The following is a 20,606-nucleotide window of genomic DNA, read 5'->3' on the forward strand; positions in this document are numbered from 1 at the left end:
ATGCGGAGGGGGGGTGGAGGCGGAGACGGAGGGCGGGTTCGCCGGGTCTGTAGGGTGCCGGGATGCTCACTGTTACCTCTGTGAATGTAAACGGGCTGCGCGCCGCCGCCAAGAAGGGCTTCGTGGAGTGGCTCGGGGGCAGCGAGGCCGACGTGGTCTGTCTGCAGGAAGTGCGGGCCGAGCCCCACCAGCTGCCCGCGGAGGCCGGAGCGCCCGAGGGGTGGTTCGCCGTGCACGCGCCGGCCGCCGCCAAGGGCCGGGCCGGTGTGTCCCTGCTCACCCGGCGCGAGCCCGACCGGGTGCGGACCGGGTTCGGGAGCGCGGAGTTCGACGGCAGCGGGCGTTACGTCGAGGCGGACCTGCCCGGTGTCACCGTCGCCTCCCTCTACCTGCCCTCCGGCGAGGTCGGCACCGAGCGGCAGGACGAGAAGGTCCGGTTCATGGGGGAGTTCATCGAGTACCTGAAGGGGCTGAAGGCGCGCGCCGCCGCCGACGGGCGGGAGGTCGTCGTCTGCGGCGACTGGAACATCGCCCACCAGGAGGCCGACCTCAAGAACTGGAAGGGCAACAAGAAGAACTCCGGCTTCCTGCCCGAGGAGCGGGAGTGGATGACCCGGGTCTTCGGTGAGGGAGACGGCGGGTACGTCGATGTCATGCGTGCGCTGCACCCCGGTGTCGAAGGGCCCTACTCCTGGTGGTCCTACCGCGGGCGCGCCTTCGACAACGACACGGGATGGCGCATCGACTACCAGGTCGCCACGCCCGGCCTCGCCGAGCGGGCCGTCAAGGGGTTCGTCGAGCGGGCCGCCACGCACGGCGAGCGGTGGAGCGACCACGCGCCCGTGACGGTGGTGTACGACCTCTAGACCCGGTCCCTTCCAGTGGGCCCCGGTCCCTCCAATTGGGCCCCGGTCCCTTCCATCCGCGCGGGGATCGGGTCCCTCCGCGGGGGCCGGGCGCCCGTCAGCGTTCCTGCGACAGGCGCCGGTCCAGTGCCAGGGACAGCTCCGCGTCCACCACCGCCTTGGCCAGCGGGCGCATGCGTTCGGCGTCCTTCGTCGAGGTGTGGGTGTGCAGCAGGTCGATGAAGAGGGCGGCCAGCGCGTCGGCGTGGTCGCGCACTTCGCGGCCCGCCGCCAGGACCGCGGCCAGCGGGACGCCCTCGCGGACCAGGGACGCCGAGACGTCCAGGAGACGGCGGCTGGTGTGGACGATCTCCTCGCCGGACACCGCGACGTAGCCGAGGTCGAGCGCCGCCGCCAGGTTCTCCGGGGTGACCTCGCCCGAGAAGTGGTCCGCCAGTGCCTCCGGCGTCAGGCGCACCGGGGTCTCCTCGGTGGGCTCGACCAGGCCGAGCGCCTCGCCGGCGTCGCGGCCCGACTCGAAGGCCGAGGTCAGGTCGGCGATGCCGGACAGGGTGTGGCCGCGTTCGAGCAGGGCCGTGATGGTGCGCAGGCGGGCCAGGTGGTGGTCGTCGTACCAGGCGATGCGGCCCTCGCGGCGCGGCGGCGGGATCAGGCCGCGCTCGCGGTAGAAGCGCAGGGTGCGTTCGGTGATGCCGGCCTCGGCGGCCAGCTCCGCCACGCGGTACTCGCGGACACCCGGGTCGTCGTTGTCTGCCTGGTCTTCTGCCACGGGCCTCAGCCTATGCGGTGCCCGAGCGGTGACCGGCGGATCTCCCGAGGGATCATCCGCTCGTTCGTACCGTCGGTAACTTTCCCCGCCCGCACCCCTACCGCTCGGTAGGTGTCTGCTCTACCCTCCGAACAGTGCCAGTGATTGCTGGCAAGGTTGTGGGACCGATCGTGGAGGCAGTGGCATGGCCCAGCACGAGGACGAGCGCGAGCATGGACGTGTGGACGAGCGCGAGCACGTACGTGTTGCGGTGATCGGGTCGGGGTTCGGCGGGCTCGGGGCGGCGGTCCGGCTGCGCCGCGAGGGGATCACCGACTTCGTCGTCCTGGAGCGGGCCGGCTCCGTCGGCGGTACCTGGCGCGACAACAGCTATCCCGGGTGCGCCTGCGACGTACCCTCGCACCTCTACTCCTTCTCCTTCGCGCCCAACCCCGACTGGCCCCGCACCTTCTCCGGCCAGGAACACATCCGCGCCTACCTCGACCACGTCGCCGACACCTTCCGGCTGCGCCCGCACATCCGCCTCGACCACGAGGTGACGATGATGCGCTGGGACGCGGAGCGGCTGTGGTGGGAGATCGAGGTCGCCAATGGCGCGAGCCTCACCGCCGACGTCGTCGTCTCCGCCACCGGGCCGCTCTCCGACCCCAAGGTGCCGCAGATCCCCGGTCTCGACACCTTCCCCGGCAAGGTGTTCCACTCCGCGCGCTGGGACCACGACTACGACCTGCGCGGCAAGCGCGTCGCCATGGTCGGTACGGGCGCCTCGGCCATCCAGATCGTGCCCGCGATCCAGCCCGACGTCGCCAAGCTCACCCTCTTCCAGCGCACGCCGCCCTGGGTCATGCCCCGCATGGACCGCGCGATCACGGGCCCCGAGCGCTGGCTCCACCGTCAGCTGCCCTTCACCGGGGCCGCCCGGCGCGGACTCCTGTGGGGGATAAGGGAGTTGCAGGTCAGCGCTTTCACCAAGCGGCCCAATGAACTCGGGCTCGTCGAGTCGATCGCCAAGTCGAACATGGCCCGCGCCATCAAGGACCCGGCCCTGCGCGCCAAGCTGACGCCCGACTACCGCATCGGCTGCAAGCGGATCCTGCTGTCCAGCACGTACTATCCGGCGCTCGCCCAGCACAATGTGGATGTCGTGGCCTGCGGGCTCACCGAGGTGCGCGGCTCCACCGTGGTCGCCGCCGACGGCACCGAGAACGAGGTCGACGCGATCATCTTCGGCACCGGGTTCCACGTCACCGACATGCCGATCGCCGACCGGGTCGTCGGCGCCGAGGGACACACGCTCGCCGAGTCGTGGAAGGACGGCATGCAGTCGCTGCGCGGCGCGACCGCCGCCGGTTTCCCCAACTGGATGACGATCATCGGGCCCAACACCGGCCTCGGGAACTCCTCCATGATCCTCATGATCGAGTCCCAGCTCTCCTACATGGCGGACTACCTGCGGCAGTTGGACGTTCTGGGCGGGCGCGCCGCGCTCACGCCCCGGACCTCCGCCGTCGGCGCCTGGAACCGGCGGGTGCAGGAACGCATGAAACGCACCGTGTGGAACACCGGCGGCTGCACCAGCTGGTACCTCGACGCCAACGGCCGCAACACCACCGTGTGGCCGGGCACCACCGGCGAGTTCCGCCGCGCGACGCGCGAGGTGGATCTGGGCGAGTACGAGATCGTACGGGCCCGCGCCGCCGAGGTGGAGTCCCCGCGGGACGCCGCCGACGAGACCGCGGCGGTGTCCGCGTGAGCCGGGCCGGGGCCGGGGCCGTGCGGCGCGGGGTGTACGCGCCGCCCGCGCCCGACCGCGTGCTGACCGCCCACTCCGCCGACGGCACCCCGCTCCACGTCGAGGTGCACGGACCCGACGGCGCGCCCGCCGTCGTCCTCGCGCACGGCTGGACGTGCTCGACCGCGTTCTGGGCCGCGCAGATCCGGGAGCTCGCCGGTCAGTGCCGGGTCATCGCCTATGACCAGCGCGGCCACGGGCGTACCGCCGCGGCCGACGTCTGCTCCACCGAGGCGCTCGCCGACGACCTCGAAGCGGTGCTCCGCGCGACGCTCGCGCCGGGTGAGCGGGCGGTGCTCGCCGGGCACTCCATGGGCGGCATGACGCTCATGGCCGCCGCCGGCCGCCCGGCCCTGCGCGAGCACGCGGCCGCCGTCCTGCTGTGCAGCACCGGGGCGTCGCGCCTGGTGGCCGAGTCGCGGGTGGTGCCGATACGGGCCGGGCGGGTGCGCACCGGGCTCACCCGGCGGATCCTCGGATCCGGGGCGCCGCTCGGTCCGGTCACGCCGCTCGCCAAGAAGGTCCTGCGGTACGCCACGATGGGGCCCGGGGCGTCCCCGGACAAGGTCGAGGCGTGCGCCAGGATCGTGCACGCCTGCCCGCGCCGGGTGCGCAAGGCCTGGTCGTACGTCCTGGAGGAACTCGAAGTGGACGCACGGGTAAGGGAGTTGACGCTCCCCGCTGTCGTGGTGGCCGGCAGTGCGGACCGGCTCACGCCGCCCGTGCACGCCCGGCGGATCGCGGCCGCGCTGCCCGACTGCCGCTCGCTCGACGTGCTTACCGGTGTCGGGCACATGACGCCCATCGAGGCGCCCGACATCATCACCGAGAAGATCCGCGCGCTGGTGGCCGAGTTCCTCGCCGCACCGGCCGCCGGAACCAATGCCGTTGACGCCGAGGAGCGTGCCGTATGAGCAGGGTCGGTCTTGAAGGACAGGTCGCGGTCGTCACGGGCGCGGCCCGGGGCGTCGGCGAACTCCTCGCACGCAAGCTGTCCGCGCGCGGGGCGAAGGTGGCGCTCGTCGGGCTCGAACCCGACGAGCTGAAGCGGGTCGCCGCGCGGCTGCACACCGAGGCGGAGTCCTGGTACGCGGACGTCACCGACCACGTGGCGATGGCGCGGGTGGCGGACGAGGTCAAGGAGCGGTTCGGGAAGGTCGACATCGTCGTCGCCAACGCGGGGGTCGCCTCCGGCGGGCCGTTCGTCGACTCCGATCCCGACGCGTGGCGCCGGGTCATCGAGGTCAACCTCATCGGCGGGGCCGTCACCGCGCGGGCGTTCCTGCCCGTCCTGATGGAGTCGCGCGGCTACTTCCTCCAGATCGCCTCGCTCGCGGCGATCACGCCGGCGCCGATGATGACGGCGTACTGCGCGTCCAAGTCCGGGGTCGAGGCGTTCGCGCACAGCCTGCGCGCGGAGGTCGGCTACAAGGGGGTGCGGGTCGGGGTCGGGTACCTGTCGTGGACGGATACGGACATGGTCCGGGGGGCGGACCAGGATGACGTGATGCGTGAGCTGCGCTCGCGGCTGCCGTGGCCGTCGAACCGCACGTATCCGCTCGGGCCGGCGGTCGACCGGATCGTCGCGGGGATCGAGCGGCGCTCGTCGCACGTGTACGCCCAGTGGTGGTTGCGGGGGATGCAGTCCGTGCGGGGGTACTTGCCGGGGGTCATCGGGGCGGTGGGGGCTCGGGAGATGCGGCGGTTCGAGCCGCGGCTCGGGTCGGTTTCGCGGGGGCTCGTCGGGGCGGGCGGCTCCGCCGACGAACAAGCGAGGCAGTCCCGCCTCTGACCCCCCATGGGGCTGCGCCCCAGACCCCGTTCGCGCCTGAACGCCGCCCGGCGCCGAGTGGTTGAGGGGCGCGGGGAACTGCGCGGGCGACCCGGCACGGTCCGCGGGTAGAAAGCGGACGGGTTACAACTCGCCCTCCCTCGGAGGGAGTTGGGGGCGGCGGCGGTTGGGGGTGGTTGTGTAGCCCGGGGGTGTGGACGCCGGGCGGGTGGTCAGCAGGTCCAGGGCCAGTTGGACCGCGTCGTCCAGCTGGGCGTGGCGGCCCTCCGCCCAGTCCAGCGGGGTGCGCAGGATCTCCAGGTCCGGCTCCACCCCGTGGTTCTCCACGGACCACCCGTACGCGTCGAACCACGCCGCGTTCATCGGCACCGTGATGACCGCCCCGTCCCCCAGCACGTGGCGGCCCGTCATGCCCACCACCCCGCCCCACGTGCGCTGCCCCACCACTGGCCCCAGCTTCAGGAGCCGGAACGCCGCCGTGATCATGTCGCCGTCCGAGGACGTCGCCTCGTCCGCGAGGGCGACCACCGGACCCCGGGGGGAGTTGGAGGCGTACGAGACGGCCTGGGCGTCCCGCGTCAGGTCCCAGCCGAGGATGCGCCGGGTCAGCTTCTCCACCACGAGCTCGCTGATGTGGCCGCCCGCGTTGCCGCGTACGTCCACGATGAGGGCGGGGCGGCTGACCTCCAGGCGCAGGTCGCGGTTGAACTGGGCCCAGCCCGAGCCGCCCATGTCGGGGATGTGCAGATAGCCGCACTTGCCGCCGCTCAACTGCCGTACGACTTCGCGGCGTTTGGCCACCCAGTCCTGGTAGCGCAGGGGGCGTTCGTCGACCAGCGGGACCGCCGCGACCCGGCGCGAGCGGCCCTCGCCCTCGGCGGGGCGGAACGTCAGCTCGACCGTCGTGCCGCCCGCGCCGGCGAGGAGGGGGAAGGGGCCCGCGACGGGGTCGACCGGCCGACCGTCGACATGCGTCAGCGCCGCGCCCTCGCGGATGCCCGTACCCGCCAGTGGCGAACGCGCCTTGGAGTCGGAGGAGTCGCCGGGCAGGATGCGGTGGATGATCCAACTCCCGTCCCGGCAGATCAGGTTGGCGCCGAGCAGGCCCTGCGCGCGCTGGTAGTGCGGGGGACCCTCGTTGCGGCGGGCGGCGGTGACGTACGCGTGCGAGGTGCCCAGTTCGCCGAGCACCTCGCGCAGCAGGTCCGCGAACTCGTCGGGGGAGGCGACCCGTTCGACCAGCGGGCGGTACTGGTCGAGGACGGCCGTCCAGTCGATGCCGCACATGTTCGGCTCCCAGAAGTAGGAGCGGATGATGCGGCCCGCCTCGTCGTAGGCCTGGCGCCACTCCGAGCCCGGGTCGACCTCGTGCAGGATGCGGCGCAGGTCGAGGTAGACCGTGGAGTCGTTGTCGCCGGGCTCGGTGGAGGGCACCGCGCGCAGCTCGCCCTCGTCGACCACGACGAGCCGGCTGGCGTCGCCGCTGATCGCGAAGTGGTCGAGGTGGTCCACCAGTTCGGTCCTGCGCGCCTTCGCGATGTTGAAGTGTTCGAGGGTGGGGCGGCCCGAGGTGTCCGCCGGGTTGGCGAAGGTCTCGCCGAGCGCGCCCGAGATGGGCCAGCGCAGCCAGACCAGGCCGCCGCCGGCGACGGGGTGCAGGGCCGAGTACTTGGACGCGGAGACCGGGAACGGCGTGACCCGGTTCTCCAGGCCCTCCACCTCCACCGTCACCGTGCCGTCGCCCGAATCGTCCAGCGGGTCGAGGCCGCCCGCCGCGGGCCGCCCGTCCGGGGAGAGCGCGAACGGCGAAGGGGTCGCCGAGTTGAGCGGTACGAGGTAGGGGCGGCAGCCCAGCGGGAAGGACAGGTCGCCGGTGTGCACGTCGTACACCGGGTCGAAGCCGCGCCAGGACAGGAACGCCAGATAGCGGCCGTCGCTGGTGAACACCGGGTTCTCGTCCTCGAAGCGGCCGTTGGTGACGTCGACGACGGTGCGTGCGCCGGGCCCCGCGATCCGGGCCATCTTGATCTGGCGCAGCGACCGGCCGATGCCCGGGTGCGACCAGGTCAGCCACGCCCCGTCGGGGGAGAAGGCGAGGTCGCGCACGGGCCCGTTGACGGACCGGATCAGCTCGGTCACCTCGCCCTCGCCGACCTGTGCCACGGATGCGGGGGAGGGCACGGGTGCGGGGGCGCCCCGGGGGACGTCGGGGGCGCCGGCGGCGTCGGGGGCGCCGTCCCCGCTGTCTCCGCCCGTTTCCGCGCCGGCCCCCGCGCCCGGCTCCGTGTCGAAGTGGGCGCGGGTGGCTCCCGTCGGCGCCGCGACGGCCGCCGCCTCCTCGGCCACGTCGATGAGCAGGAGCCGGCCGTCGTTGGAGGCGATCGCCAGGCGTTCGCCCTGCGGGTCGGAGACCATCTCCTGCACCCGGCCGAGCCGGCCGGCCGCCAGGCGTCGCGGGTGACGTTCGCCGCTCGCGCGCGGCAGGAAGGCGATCTCGACCGCGTCCTCGCCGTCCGCGTCCGTGACGTAGGCGACCTGGCCGCCGCCGCCCAGCATCACGGGCAGCCGCACCCGTACGCCCGGGGTGTCGGCGATGGTGCGGGCCGGGCCGTCGCGGTGGGTGAGCCAGTACAGGCTGCCGCGCACCACGACGGCGCTGGCCCGGCCGGTGGTGTCGACGGACAGCGCGTCGACGTGGTTGGCGGCGGGTACCTGGTAGCTGCGCCGCCCGGCGCGCGGCCCGCCCAGGCGGACGTCCAGTTTGCGCGGCACCGAGTCGGGGGTGAGGGCGTCCACGATCCACAGGTCGCCCGCGCACTGGTAGACCACGCGGCGCCCGTCGCTGGACGCGTGCCGGGCGTAGAAGGCGTCGTGGTCGGTGTGCCGGGTCAGGCCGGAGCCGTCGGGCAGGCAGGAGTACAGATTGCCGACGCCCTCGTGGTCGGAGAGGAAGGCGATGCGGCCGTCCACGAACATCGGCGCGTCCAGGTGGCCTCCGATGTCGGCGAGGAGCCGTTCGCCGTGCAGCCACAGGCGGCCGGTAGCGCCGCCGCGGTAGCGCTTCCAGGCGGCCGGCTCGTGCGGCGGCTTCCCGGTGAGCAGCAGGGTGCGGCGCTCGCCGTCCACGTCGGCGACGGCGATGTCGGAGACCGGTCCCCAGGGGAGCTTGCCGCCGGGGGAGCCGTCGGTGGGCACGCTGTAGGCCCAGGAGAAGTACGAGAACGGCTGGCCGTGCGAGGACACCGCGAGGATGTGGCCGTCCGGCGCCCAGCCGCACACCCGGGCGTCGGACGAGCCCCAGTAGGTGAGGCGCCGCGTCGGGCCGCCGGTGACCGGGGCGAGGTGGATCTCCGGGTCGAGGCTGCGCCAGGTCGTGTACGCGATCGTGCTGCCGTCGGGCGAGAAGCGGGGGTGGCCGACCTTGGTGCGGTCGACGGTCACCCGCCAGGCGCGCGAGGGGCTGTGCCCGGCCGGGACCAGAGGGGAGACCCACAGGTCGTCCTCGGCGGCGAAGCACAGCAAGTCGTCGTGCAGATGCGGGAACCTGAGGTACGCGGCGTCGTCACTCACCCCCCAATGCTTTCCGCGGGGAGGGGGTGCGGCAACTTGTGGGAGGGGTTTATTCCGTTCCGACTTATCCCGTTCCGACACTTGTGGTCGAGAACACAAGCGAAACGGTTCCGTTTCGCTTCGGGGCGGAGTTACCTTCGTACGGTACGAACGGTACGAAGAAGGAGAGGAGGTCGATCATGGCGGGCAGGCTCACCCCGGAACGCGAGGCAGAGCTCTACGAAGCCGTGCTCGACCTGCTGCGCGAGGTCGGTTACGACGCCCTGACCATGGACGCCGTCGCCACCCGCACCCGTTCCAGCAAGGCCACCCTCTACCGCCAGTGGGGGAACAAGCCCGAGCTGGTCGCACGGGCGCTGCGGCACAACAAGCCGGTCAGTCTCGCCGAGATCGACACCGGCTCGCTGCGCGGCGACTTCCAGGCGATGGTCGCCCGCGAGGACGACTGTCAGATGGAGAAGGACTCCGCGCTGATGCGCGGCCTGATGCGGGCCGTGCACGACAACCCCGAGCTGCACAAGGCGCTGCGCGAGGTACTGATCGAGCCGGAGATCACCGGTCTCGGCACGGTCCTGCGGCGCGCGGTGGAACGCGGTGAGGTCGCCGCGGACAACCGCGCCCTCCCCTACGTCGTACACATGATGGTCGGCGCCTTCGCGGCCCGGCAGTTCATCGAGGACCGGCCGGTCGACCAGGCCTTCCTCGCCGACTACTTCGACGCCGTGGTCCTCCCCGCCCTCGGCGACCCCCGCTAGGCGCACGCCGCCCGGCGCTCCCCACGCAGTACCCGCCCCACCTGACGTACGCCGCTCTCGTCGTCGGGCTGGTTCCCCATGCCCTGCTGTTCCATACGACTCGACCGGGAGTACGCCCTCGTGGCCACGTTCCTCTACCGCCTCGGCAGGTTCGCCTTCCGGCGCCGCCGCTATGTCGCCCTGGTGTGGGTGGCGCTGCTCGCCCTCGCCGGCTTCGGCGCGGCCTCCGCCACCACCGCCACCTCCTCCTCCTTCTCGATCCCGGGCACCGAGGCGCAGCGCGCCTTCGACCTGCTCAAGGAGCGGTTCCCGAACCAGGCCGCCGACGGGGCGACCGCCCGGATCGTCTTCAAGGCGCCCGCCGGCCAGAAGATGGCCGACCCCGCCAACAAGGCCGCGGTCGAGAAGACCGTCTCCGGCCTGAAGTCGGGCTCCGACCAGGTCGGCTCGGTCACCGACCCGTTCGCCGCGAAGGCCGTGTCCGAGAACGGGCAGGGGTCCGTCGCGTACATCCAGGTCTCGTACAAGGTCAACGGGATGGAGCTGACCGACGACACCCGTGACGCGCTCAAGAAGAGCGGCGACGAGGCGAAGAAGTCCGGGCTCACCGTGGAGATCGGCGGTGACGCGCTCCAGGCCATGCCGGAGACCGGCTCCGGCGAGATCATCGGCGTGGTCATCGCCGGACTCGTCCTGGTGATCACCTTCGGCTCGCTCGTGGCGGCGGGGCTTCCGCTGCTCACCGCGATCATCGGTGTCGGCATCGGCGTCTCCACCATCACGGCGCTGGCCAACGTGCTCGACCTCGGCTCGACCACGTCCACGCTCGCGATGATGATCGGGCTCGCGGTCGGCATCGACTACGCGCTGTTCATCGTCTCGCGCTACCGGGCCGAGCTCGCCGAGGGCAGGGAACGCGAGGAAGCCGCGGGGCGGGCCGTGGGCACGGCCGGATCCGCGGTGGTGTTCGCCGGTCTGACCGTGGTCATCGCGCTCGTCGGGCTGGCCGTCGTGAACATTCCGATGCTCACCAAGATGGGCGCGGCCGCGGCCGGCACGGTCGTCATCGCCGTCCTCATCGCCCTCACCCTGATACCCGCGCTGCTCGGCTTCGCCGGCCGGCGCGTGCTCGGCCGCAAGGCCCGCAAGGCGTACGACAAGGGCGAGAGCGCGGGCGAGTCCAAGCCCAACATGGGCACCCGCTGGGCGAGCTTCGTGCTGCGCAAGCCGGTGTGGGTGCTGCTCGTCGGCGTGATCGGCCTCGGCGCGATCGCGCTGCCCGCGAGCTCGCTCCAGATGGGTCTGCCGGACGACGGCTCCCAGCCGACCTCCACCACCCAGCGCCGCGCCTACGACACCCTCTCCGAGGGCTTCGGGCCCGGCTTCAACGGGCCGCTCATGGTCGTCGTCGACGGCAAGGGCAGCAAGGACCCGCAGGCCGCGGCCGACCGGACGGTCGACGCGATCAAGAAGCTCCCGGACGCCGGTCCTGTGATGCCCCCGATGTTCAACAAGGGCACCGGCAACGACACGGCGACCATCACGGTCATCCCGAAGTCCAAGCCGTCCTCGACGCAGACCGAGGACCTCGTCCACTCGATCCGGGACACCAGCGCCACGCTGAAGACGGACACCGGCGCGAAGCTCCTGGTCACCGGCTCGACCGCGATGAACATCGACTTCTCGCAGAAGATGAACGACGCGCTGCTGCCCTACCTGGCGCTCGTCGTCGGCCTGGCCTTCCTGCTCCTGATGGTGGTCTTCCGTTCGGTCCTGGTCCCGTTGAAGGCGGCTCTCGGCTTCCTGCTCTCGGTGGTCGCGGCCCTCGGTGCGGTCGTCGCGGTCTTCCAGTGGGGCTGGCTCGGCTCGCTGTTCGGCGTGCAGCAGACCGGCCCGATCATGTCGATGATGCCGATCTTCATGGTGGGCGTGGTCTTCGGCCTCGCGATGGACTACGAGGTCTTCCTGGTCACGCGGATGCGCGAGGCGTACGTCCACGGCGAGCGGCCGGGGCAGGCGATCGTCACCGGGTTCAAGCACGGCGCCCGGGTGGTCACCGCCGCCGCCATCATCATGATCGCGGTCTTCTCCGGCTTCATCGGCTCCAGCGAGCAGATGATCAAGATGATCGGCTTCGGCCTGGCGATCGCGGTCTTCTTCGACGCGTTCGTCGTCCGCATGGCGATCGTGCCCGCGGTGCTCGCGCTGCTCGGCGCGAAGGCCTGGTGGCTGCCGCGCTGGCTGGACCGGGTGCTGCCCAACGTCGACGTCGAGGGCGAGGGCCTGCGCGGGCAGCGGGCCGACGACGCCGACGGCGACCGCGAACTGGCGCGGGTCTGACCCCGCCCCTCCGGCGGGTCCGACCCGCCCCCTGAACGCCGGGGCCCCTCGAACCGAGCGGCCGAGGGTCCCGGCCGACGCCGGCGGCCTGTGGGGACGGGACCGCCGGCGACCGTGGCCCCCCGTGCGCACCGCGCGCGGGGGGCCTTCGCGTCGCCGGGGCCGGCCTCAGGGCCGGCGGCCCGCCGGGGACGGCGCGGCCCGTGCGTCGGTGGCGTAGGTGTGGCGCAGGAAGCGGACCAGGGGCGAGCTGTCGAACTGGACCACCGCCACTCCGTCCGGCGAGTGGAATTCGAGCACCGTCTGGGCCCGGCCGCACGGCCAGACGCTCACGTCGCCCCGGCTGGCCGGGGCGCGCAGGCCCGATTCGAGCAGCGAGCGCGGGAAGATCCACTCGTTGCCGCCGGGGAAGGCGAAGCAGACCGCACCCGAGGTGTCGGCGGGGTCGTAGCGCATGGCGACGGGGACGGGATTGGAGAGCGGGGCGTCCGTGACGACACGGGCCCGCGCGTGATCCTCCACGGAGCGGCCGGCGGTGTGGTCCTCGGCGTGGTCCTCGACTGCGGGGGACATCGATCGCTCCTCACCCTGGTGCTGTCGGATACCGGAATACCGGTTCGCGCTATTTGTTCTCCAATGTCCCATATTTCCGGAGGAAACCCTCGGCGAGTCGGCTTGGCACCTGTTGTTCGTACGCTTTTGCAAGAGGTTCGCAACAGGGCACTATCATCAAACGGTTCTGCGCACGCCCGCGCAGGGAAGAGGGCGCCCACGGGAAATCGGAGTCCACCCATGCACGTACCCGATGGATTCATCAACGCACCTGTATCGGCGGTCACAGGCGTGGTCGCCGCCGCCGCCGTCGCCATCAGCCTGCGCGGCGCGCGGCGCGAGCTCGGCGGCGACCCCCACGCGCTGAGCGGCGGCGGAGAGAAGACGGCGCCGCTCGCGGGCCTGGTCGCCGCGTTCATCTTCGCGGTGCAGATGCTGAACTTCCCCGTCGCGGCCGGCACCAGCGGACACCTGCTGGGCGGCGCGCTCGCCGCGATACTCGTCGGCCCCTACACGGGCGTGCTGTGCGTGTCCGTCGTCCTGCTCATGCAGGGCATCCTCTTCGCCGACGGCGGCCTCACCGCGCTCGGCGTCAACATCACCGACATGGCGATCACGACCACCGTCGTCGCCTACGTCGTCTTCCGCGCCCTGGTCAAGGTGCTGCCCCGCACCCGCCGCTCGGTGACCGTCGCCTCCTTCGTGGCCGCGCTGCTCTCCGTGCCGGCCGCGGCCCTCGTCTTCACCGCGATCTACGCACTCGGCGGCACCACCGACGTCCCGATCGGCAAGGTGCTCACCGCGATGGTCGGCGTGCACATCCTCATCGGCATCGGCGAAGCCGTCATCACCGCGCTCACCGTGGGCGCGGTCATCGCGGTCCGCCCCGACCTCGTGTACGGCGCCCGCGGCCTGACCGCGCCGCTCAAGCTGCGCGTCGGCGGCGAACTCGTCGACGCGCCGGCCGCACCCGCCCCCGCCGCGGCCCGCACCGGGTCCACCCGCAAGGTGTGGGGCATCGGCATCGTCACCGCCCTGCTGCTCGCCGGCTTCGTGTCTTTCTACGCCTCGGCCAGCCCCGACGGCCTGGAGAAGGTCGCCCACGACAAGGGCATCGACGCCAAGACCACCCAGCACGCCTCGTCCGACTCCCCGCTCGCCGACTACTCCGTCAAGGACGTCGGCGACGCCCGCCTGGCCGGCGGCCTCGCCGGAGTGATCGGCGTCGGCGTCACGGTGGCGGTCGGCAGCGGCGTGTTCTGGGCGGTGCGCAGGCGCCGCACCGAGTCGAAGCCCACCGCCGCCGAACGCACCCCGGAAGCCGTCTGACATGGGAGCGGGCCACTCCCACCGGCTGTACCGGCACGGCCACTCGCCGGTCCACGACCTGCCCCCGCACTGCAAGCTCGCCGCGGTGTTCCTGTTCGTGGTCGTCGTCGTGTCCACGCCGCGCGAGGCGATGTGGGCCTTCGCGCTGTACGCCGTGCTGCTCGCCGCCGTGGCGGGCGCGGCCCGCATCACGGCCGGCTACCTCCTCAAGCGGCTGCTCATCGAGATCCCGTTCGTGGCGTTCGCGGTGCTCATGCCGTTCGTCGTGCCCGGCGAGCAGGTGCACGTGCTCGGCCTCTCGCTCAGCGAGAGCGGGCTGTGGGGCGCCTGGAACGTGCTCGCCAAGGGCACGCTCGGCGTCGCGGCGTCCGTGATCCTCGCCTCCACCACCGAACTGCGCGCGCTCCTTCTCGGCCTCCAGCGCCTGCGGCTGCCCCCGCTGCTCGTCCAGATCGCCTCGTTCATGATCCGGTACGGGGACGTCATCACCGACGAGATGCGCCGGATGTCCATCGCCCGCCGCTCCCGCGGCTTCGAGGCGCGGGGCGTGCGCTCCTGGGGCGTCCTCGCGAAGTCGGCGGGCGCGCTCTTCATCCGCTCCTACGAGCGCGGCGAACGCGTCCACCTCGCGATGGTCAGCCGCGGGTACGCCGGCACGATGCCGGTCATCGACGAGGTGACGGCGACCGGAACCCAGTGGACGCGGGCGGTCGCCCTGCCGGGGGCGGCGCTGGTGGTGTGTCTGCTGGGGTGGACACTGTGACGCCCGAACCGTGTCTGCCGGGGTGGACACCGTGACGCCCGAACCGCGTACGCCGCCCACGGCCCCCGCACGCACCCTGCTCCCTACGACCGCTGAGGCCCCCGTGAACGTCGATGTCCCGTCCCTCGAAGTGTCCGGGCTGGCGTTCGCCTACCCCGACGGCCACCAGGCGCTGTTCGGCGTCGACCTGACCGTGGGGCGCGGCGAGCGGGTCGCGCTGCTCGGCCCCAACGGCGCCGGCAAGACCACGCTCGTCCTGCACCTCAACGGCATCCTCGAAGGCGGCGCGGGCTCGGTGACGGTCGCGGGGCTTCCCGTCGCCAAGAAGAACCTCGCGGAGATCCGGCGCCGGGTCGGCATCGTCTTCCAGGACCCCGACGACCAGCTCTTCATGCCGACGGTCCGCGAGGACGTCGCCTTCGGCCCTGCGGCGTCGGGGGTGCGGGGGGCGGAGCTGGAGGAGCGGGTGATGGGCGCGCTGGCCCAGGTCGGGATGGCGGAGTACGCCGACCGGCCGCCGCACCACCTGTCCTTCGGGCAGCGGCGCCGGGTCGCCGTCGCGACGGTGCTCGCGATGTCCCCGGAGATCCTCGTTCTGGACGAGCCGTCGTCCAACCTGGACCCGGCGTCGCGGCGTGAACTCGCGGACATTCTGCGGGGGTTGGACGTCACGGTGCTCATGGTGACGCACGATCTGCCGTATGCGCTGGAGCTGTGCGGGCGTTCGGTGATCCTGAGCGAGGGGGTCATCGCGGCGGACGGTCCCACCGTGGACATCCTGTCCGACGCGGCGCTGATGCGAGCGCACCGCCTGGAACTCCCCTTCGGCTTCACCCCGACCCGCCCCACAACCTGACCCCCTTTACGCGCAGTTCCCCGCGCCCCTCAGCTACTTGGTGCCGGGCGGCATGGACATCCTCAGCCCGTCCGGAGGACGAGCGCCCTTGAGGCGCGATACGGGGTCTGGGGCGGAGCCCCAGGGAGCCGGGCCATCAAACCCCGCCGCACGGGATGGGGGTCCCCCCTGCTCATTAAGAGCTTGGGGGAGGGTGGGAAAACGCGTTGGGGTCGGGGGCGGAGCCCCAGAGAGGTCGGGCACCATGGTGGGGGTGCCGGCTTGGTGCCGCGTGGGCGAGGGAGCGGATCGTGGTCGACGTACAGGGCGCCGTAGCACCGGGCTACGAGCCGGTCCAGGACGCCTTCGTGCGCAATTTCGAGCAGAGGGGCGACCGCGGCGCCGCCGTGGCCGTGTACCGCGACGGCCGCAAGGTGGTCGACCTGTGGGCCGGCACCAAGGACGTCGACGGGACGGCCCCCTGGGCCCTGGACACCGCCCAGATCGTCCGCTCGGCCACGAAGGGCGTGGCCGCCGCCGTCCCCCTCCTCCTCCATCAGCGCGGCCGCCTCGACCTGGACGCCCCGGTGTCGACGTACTGGCCCGAGTTCAAGACCGCCGGCAAGGAACGCACCCTCGTACGGCACCTCCTCGCGCACCGGGCCGGGGTGCCCGCCCTCGACCGGCCGGTGACCCCCGCGGAGGCCGCCGACGGCGAGAGCGGGCCCGCGGCCGTCGCCGCGCAGGCCCCGTTCTGGGAGCCCGGCACCGCGCACGGCTACCACGCACAGACGTACAGCTGGCTCCTCGCCGAGCTGGTCCGGCGGGTCACCGGGCGGACCATCGGGCGCTGGGCCGCCGAGGAGATAGCCGGCCCGCTCGCCCTGGACTTCTGGATGGGTGTGCCCGGCACGGAGGCACACCGGGTGGGCCGGGTCGGCCCGGTCGAGCCGCCCGAGGACGGCGCCGGCACGCTGCGGATGCGCCCCAAGCGCAACGTCGCCGAGGCGTACGCGGACCCGCGCTCGCTGACCCGGCGCGCGTTCGGCGCGATCGACCCGCTGCCCGACGAGAACGACCCCGCCTACCGCGCCGCCGAACTCCCCGCGTCCGCCGGCGTCTCCACCGCCCGCGGGCTGGCCCGTTTCTACGCGGCCACCATCGGCGAAGTGGACGGCGGGGAGCGGCTGTTCGCGCCCGCGACCCTCACCCTGGCCCGCACGGAGGAGAGCGCGGGACCCGACCGGGTGCTCGTCGTGAACACCCGTTTCGGGCTCGGCTACATGCTGCACGGCCCGGCGTCCCCGCTGCTCGCGCCCGGCTCCTTCGGGCACCCGGGCCGCGGTGGCTCGCTCGGCTTCGCCGACCCCGAGTCGGGGACGGCGTTCGGCTATGTGACCAACGGGCTGCAGAAGGGCGTCACGGCCGATCCCCGGGCCCAGGCCTTGGTGAGGGCGCTACGTTCGGTCGTATGACGCAACCTCAGACGACTCCGACCGCTCAGACGACTCCGACGGCTCCGCACATCGCACGCTTCCAGGGTCACGCCGCGCTGGTCACCGGCGCGGCCCGTGGCATCGGTGCCGCCATCGCGCGCCGGCTCACCGCCGAAGGCGCCCAAGTCCTGCTCGCCGACATCGACTTGGCGGGCGCCGAGGCCACCGCGGCCGGGCTGAAGGGCGCCGTCGCCCGGCACTGCGACGTCGCCGACCGGGCATCGGTGGAGGCCGCGGTCTCCTTCGCCGTCGAGGAGTTCGGCCGGCTCGACGTCCTGGTCAACAACGCCTACTCCTGCACGCCGGACGCCGCGCGCTTCGAGGACGAGGACGACGAGGAGTGGGCGCGCGACCTCGATGTCAGCCTCGGCGGAGCCTTCCGCTGTTCCCGCGCCGCGCTGCCGCACCTGGCCGCGTCCGGGCGGGGTGCGATCGTGAACATCGGCTCCGTCAACGGCGAGCAGGCCTTCGGCAACCACGCCTACAGCGCCGCCAAGGCGGGCCTGGCCTCCCTGACCCGTACGCTCGCCGGTGACGCCGCGCCGCGCGGGGTGCGCGTCAACCTCGTGCACCCCGGAACCATCCGGACCCCCGCCTGGGAGGACCGTCCGGACCAGCTGGAGCGGGTCTCGCCCATGTATCCGCTGGGCCGGGTCGGTGAGCCGGAGGACATCGCGGCCGCCGTCGCCTTCCTCGCCTCGGCCGACGCGTCCTGGGTCACCGGCACCACTCTGCGCGTCGACGGCGGCCTGCTCGCCGTCAACACCGGGTTCCTGCGGGCGGCGGGCGGGGCGTAGGCCTGCCCCGGGACCCCGCCTCCGCCTGCGGCCCGCGTCTCGCGCAGTTCCCCGCGCCCCTCAACCCCGTTTTCGGCTGCGGGCCGTGCTCGCGGTCTGGGGCGGAGCCCCAGGGGGGCCGGGTCAGCGGGTCAGCAAGTCGATTACGCCGGTCAGGTCCTCGTCGCCGCTGCCCGCCGCCAGGCGACGCCGCATCAGCGCGAAGTACGGGCTCAGCAGTTCCGGGCTGACACCCTGCTGCTCGGCGGTGCTCAGCAAGGTCGGTGTGCCGGCCACCTGCATGGCCAGACGGGAAACGACGCCCTTGGTGTAGTCGCCACTGCGCAACTGGTCGGCGGTCTGGTGCACCGCCGGGGACATCGCGACGAGCCAGTCCGCGAGCAACGGGGCGAGCGCCACGGGGTCGATGTCCTCCTTGCGGACCAGGGCGAAGGCGTGCGCGACTCCGGCGAACATCCCGTACATGGCGCTGAGCAGGGCCACGTCATGCAGGGAAGCGAAGCCCGCGTCCTCGCCGACGTAGGTGGTGCCGGCCGGGACGCCCAGGGTCACCAGGTGCCGCTCGAACAGTTCCCGCGAGCCGCTGTAGAAGACATAGCCGCCGGCTTCCGGGACGCCGATCATCGGCGGGACGGCCATGATTCCGCCGTCCAGGTAGCGGGCGCCGCGCTCGCGGGCCCACTCGGCGCGGGCGCGGGCCTCGGCGGGGGTGCTGGTGGTCAGGTTGACCAGGTCCCTGCCGGTCAGGTCGGTGCCGGTCAGCACCTCCTCGACCGAGGCGTCGTCCAACAGGCATACGACAATCAGGGTGTTCGCCGCGACCGCCTCGGCGGCGCTGCCGGCGACCGTCGCCCCCTCGGCGGCGAGCGCCGCGGCGCGGGCCGGGGTGCGGTTCCAGACGGTGAGCGGGTGGCCGGCGGCGAGCCAGGTACGGGCCAGCGCGGTGCCCATCGCGCCGAGGCCAAGCAGGGTGACGGAAGTCTGTTCAACAGTGGTGTGTGCCATGCCGATTAGGCTGGTCGCAGGCCCGTGAGTGATCAAGTACGCACTTCGGAGTGGGTGGTTACCCCGGGGTGAGCGAGCAGGTCGGAGGGGTGGGGCATGGCGACGCTGAACAGGCCGGGTGCACCGGACGGACACGTCTGCGGGATCGATACCGCGATGGAGGTGATCGGCGGCAAGTGGAAGGTGCTGATCCTCTGGGCGCTCCACGAACACCCCCGCCGCCGCTTCGGCGAGCTGCGCCGACTGCTTCCCGGCATCACCGAGAAGGTGCTGGCCTCCCACCTGCGGGAGCTGGAAGCGGACCTCGTCGTGCGCCGCGTCGCTCACGACGAGGTGCCGCCGCGCGTGGAGTATTCGCTGACCGAGGACGGCATGCGCCTCAACGACGCACTCGGGCCGCTGGCCGCCTGGGGCCGCGAGCGGCCGGCCACTCAGGGGCTGGATCAGGGGCTGGATCAGGCGTTGGATCAGGGGGTGGATCAGGCGCTGGCGGAGAAGGCGGACCAGGCTCTGTTCCGGGGGCCGCTTCCGTCCGTCCTCCCCAAGGTGTGAACCGGGGTCCGGGGCGGAGCCCCGGGGAGCCGCACCCTCGCGTGCGGGGTCACTCGCCGGCGTCGCGGAACACCGCCGCCCGCACCCACCCGCTGTGCGCCGCGGTCCGCAGCACCCCGCGGAGCAGCGTCCGGGCCAGGCGGCTGTCGGAGGTCGCCGAGCGGGTGGTGCGCAGCGACCTCGCGACCGCCTCGAAGCCGTAGGCGCGCATCTCGCTCTCGTACGCCGCGATCGCCTGCACCGGGTCGCGGCGCCGGGCGAGGAGCCGGCTCAGGAGGCGGGCGTCGCGCAGGGCGGTGGTGGCGCCGGTGCCGCCGAGCGCGGGCATGCCGTGGATGGCGTCGCCGAGCAGCGTCACAGGCCCCGGCGGCCACGCACGGACGGGCCGCATGCCGAGCATCCGTACCGGCGCCACGCTGTCCGGGTCGGCTTCGGCGACCAGGCGGACCAGGGCCGGATGCCAGTGGGCGATGCGTTCGGCGACCACGGCGCGCAGCGCCTTGCCGTCGAGGTGCTCGACGTCCCTGGGGTAGGCGGCGGTCTTGGCGACGTACGTCCACACCACGTGGGAGCGGTGGCGGGCGAGCAGCGGGCCGTCCGCGAGGGCCGCGTGGACGCCGAGGTCGGCCTCGGCGCCCGCGTACAGGCCGTCGATCCGCGGGCGGCCGTGCGCGGTGGCGCGTCCGGCCGTGCAGAACATCGCGTCCGCGCGCGGGGTGAGGACCGAGGTCGACGCGGCCGTCAGGGGTTCGGGCAGCTCGTCGGCCCGCGCGCCGGACAGGTCGAGGCTGCCGGTCACGGCGAGCACCTGGGTGTCGGTGCGCACGGCGTGCGGCAGGAGCTGGCCGCGTACCCGGGAGTCCGCGCCGTCCGCGCCGGCGAGCAGGTCGCCGTGGGCGGTGGAGCCGTCGGAGAAGTGCGCGCGGATCGCACTCCCGCCGCCGGCGCCGTCGTCGTCCGTGAGCTCGTACCGCACGAACTCCCGGTCGAAATGGACCAGATGACCGTCGAGGCCGGTGAGCAGGACGCGGCGCAGGGCGCCGGCGCTGGTCGCGTGCGAGGAGTGCTGCGGCGCGCGGCCCGCGGCGGGCTGCGGCAGGACGAGCAGTTCCCGCAGCCGCTCGGTGACGAAGACGGACCGCCCGCCGCTCTCCGTGCCCGCCGTGAACACCTCCCACGCCTCGGGCGGCAGGCACGCGTACAGGGCGCGCGCTCCCTGCGGGCCGATGCGGACGCGGTGGTCCTCGCCGTCGCCGGCGCGCGCCGGGCCGCGCTCGTACACCGCGAAGCCCAGGCCTGCCTTGCGCAGCCCCTGGGCCAGACAGAGCCCCCCAATGCCGCCGCCGATGATCAGGACGTGCGGTGTGCCGGTCATGGCGCCCCCTTCGTCGAG

General features: G+C 72.8%; 17 protein-coding genes. 12 read left to right on the forward strand and 5 right to left on the reverse strand.

Going from position 1 to position 20,606, the window contains the following annotated elements:
• Positions 1-62: 62 nt before the first annotated feature.
• Positions 63-866: an exodeoxyribonuclease III gene (locus tag OG432_RS20150; RefSeq protein ID WP_328312350.1), complete on the forward strand. Its 804-nt coding sequence runs from the start codon at positions 63-65 to the stop codon at positions 864-866.
• Between the two features lie 97 nt (positions 867-963).
• Here OG432_RS20150 and OG432_RS20155 read toward each other — a convergent pair whose 3' ends face one another.
• Positions 964-1,635, reverse strand: a complete 672-nt coding sequence (locus tag OG432_RS20155) for a MerR family transcriptional regulator (RefSeq protein ID WP_328312351.1) — start codon at positions 1,633-1,635, stop codon at positions 964-966.
• A 220-nt stretch (positions 1,636-1,855) separates the two neighbouring features.
• On the opposite strand from OG432_RS20155, the gene OG432_RS20160 reads away from it, so the two are divergent.
• Genes OG432_RS20160 through OG432_RS20170 form a run of 3 tightly spaced genes read left to right on the forward strand, consistent with a single transcriptional unit; the run spans position 1,856 to position 5,219 of the window.
• The gene (locus tag OG432_RS20160) at positions 1,856-3,388 is read left to right on the forward strand and encodes a flavin-containing monooxygenase (RefSeq protein WP_328315167.1); all 1,533 of its coding nucleotides are present in this window, start codon (positions 1,856-1,858) and stop codon (positions 3,386-3,388) included.
• Positions 3,385-4,341: an alpha/beta fold hydrolase gene (locus tag OG432_RS20165; protein WP_328312352.1), complete on the forward strand. Its 957-nt coding sequence runs from the start codon at positions 3,385-3,387 to the stop codon at positions 4,339-4,341. The genes OG432_RS20160 and OG432_RS20165 overlap by 4 nt, the downstream gene beginning before the upstream one ends.
• The gene (locus tag OG432_RS20170) at positions 4,338-5,219 is read left to right on the forward strand and encodes an SDR family oxidoreductase (RefSeq protein ID WP_328312353.1); all 882 of its coding nucleotides are present in this window, start codon (positions 4,338-4,340) and stop codon (positions 5,217-5,219) included. Before OG432_RS20165 ends, OG432_RS20170 begins: the two co-directional genes overlap by 4 nt.
• A gap of 123 nt (positions 5,220-5,342) precedes the next feature.
• On the opposite strand, the gene OG432_RS20175 is transcribed toward OG432_RS20170, so the two are convergent.
• Positions 5,343-8,789, reverse strand: a complete 3,447-nt coding sequence (locus OG432_RS20175; RefSeq protein WP_328312354.1) for a S41 family peptidase — start codon at positions 8,787-8,789, stop codon at positions 5,343-5,345.
• 179 nt (positions 8,790-8,968) lie between these two features.
• Between OG432_RS20175 and OG432_RS20180 the strand changes: the two genes are divergently transcribed.
• Positions 8,969-9,544 carry a TetR/AcrR family transcriptional regulator gene (locus OG432_RS20180; protein WP_443058420.1) on the forward strand — a complete coding sequence of 192 codons (576 nt, stop codon included), beginning with the start codon at positions 8,969-8,971 and terminating at the stop codon, positions 9,542-9,544.
• Positions 9,545-9,664: 120 nt separating this feature from the next.
• Entirely contained in the window at positions 9,665-11,884 is a 2,220-nt protein-coding gene (locus tag OG432_RS20185; RefSeq protein ID WP_328312355.1) for an MMPL family transporter, read from the forward strand.
• A gap of 168 nt (positions 11,885-12,052) precedes the next feature.
• On the opposite strand, the gene OG432_RS20190 is transcribed toward OG432_RS20185, so the two are convergent.
• Entirely contained in the window at positions 12,053-12,457 is a 405-nt protein-coding gene (locus tag OG432_RS20190) for an SsgA family sporulation/cell division regulator (RefSeq protein WP_328312356.1), read from the reverse strand.
• A gap of 219 nt (positions 12,458-12,676) precedes the next feature.
• On the opposite strand from OG432_RS20190, the gene OG432_RS20195 reads away from it, so the two are divergent.
• The 5 genes from OG432_RS20195 (at position 12,677) to OG432_RS20215 (ending at position 17,656) form a co-directional block, all read left to right on the forward strand.
• Positions 12,677-13,765, forward strand: a complete 1,089-nt coding sequence (locus OG432_RS20195; protein WP_328312357.1) for an energy-coupling factor ABC transporter permease — start codon at positions 12,677-12,679, stop codon at positions 13,763-13,765.
• 1 nt (position 13,766) lies between these two features.
• Positions 13,767-14,528, forward strand: coding sequence for a cobalt ECF transporter T component CbiQ (cbiQ, locus tag OG432_RS20200; RefSeq protein WP_328312358.1), 762 nt, complete (start codon positions 13,767-13,769; stop codon positions 14,526-14,528).
• 76 nt (positions 14,529-14,604) lie between these two features.
• Positions 14,605-15,384, forward strand: a complete 780-nt coding sequence (locus OG432_RS20205) for an energy-coupling factor ABC transporter ATP-binding protein (RefSeq protein WP_443058591.1) — start codon at positions 14,605-14,607, stop codon at positions 15,382-15,384.
• Positions 15,385-15,671: 287 nt separating this feature from the next.
• Complete coding sequence (locus tag OG432_RS20210) at positions 15,672-16,838, forward strand: serine hydrolase domain-containing protein (RefSeq protein ID WP_328315169.1); 1,167 nt, start codon at positions 15,672-15,674, stop codon at positions 16,836-16,838.
• Positions 16,835-17,656 (forward strand): SDR family NAD(P)-dependent oxidoreductase, encoded by an 822-nt coding sequence (locus tag OG432_RS20215; RefSeq protein ID WP_328312360.1) that lies wholly within the window; start codon positions 16,835-16,837, stop codon positions 17,654-17,656. The genes OG432_RS20210 and OG432_RS20215 overlap by 4 nt, the downstream gene beginning before the upstream one ends.
• Positions 17,657-17,779: 123 nt before the next feature.
• On the opposite strand, the gene OG432_RS20220 is transcribed toward OG432_RS20215, so the two are convergent.
• On the reverse strand, positions 17,780-18,661 hold the full coding sequence (locus OG432_RS20220; protein ID WP_328312361.1) for an NAD(P)-dependent oxidoreductase: 882 nt from the start codon (positions 18,659-18,661) through the stop codon (positions 17,780-17,782).
• A gap of 96 nt (positions 18,662-18,757) precedes the next feature.
• Here OG432_RS20220 and OG432_RS20225 point away from each other — a divergent pair, with 96 nt between their 5' ends.
• Positions 18,758-19,213, forward strand: coding sequence for a winged helix-turn-helix transcriptional regulator (locus OG432_RS20225; RefSeq protein WP_328312362.1), 456 nt, complete (start codon positions 18,758-18,760; stop codon positions 19,211-19,213).
• A gap of 49 nt (positions 19,214-19,262) precedes the next feature.
• On the opposite strand, the gene OG432_RS20230 is transcribed toward OG432_RS20225, so the two are convergent.
• The gene (locus tag OG432_RS20230) at positions 19,263-20,588 is read right to left on the reverse strand and encodes an FAD-dependent oxidoreductase (RefSeq protein WP_328312363.1); all 1,326 of its coding nucleotides are present in this window, start codon (positions 20,586-20,588) and stop codon (positions 19,263-19,265) included.
• Between the last annotated feature and the right edge of the window lie 18 nt (positions 20,589-20,606).

This window comes from Streptomyces sp. NBC_00442 (assembly GCF_036014195.1).
Lineage (GTDB): Bacteria > Actinomycetota > Actinomycetes > Streptomycetales > Streptomycetaceae > Streptomyces.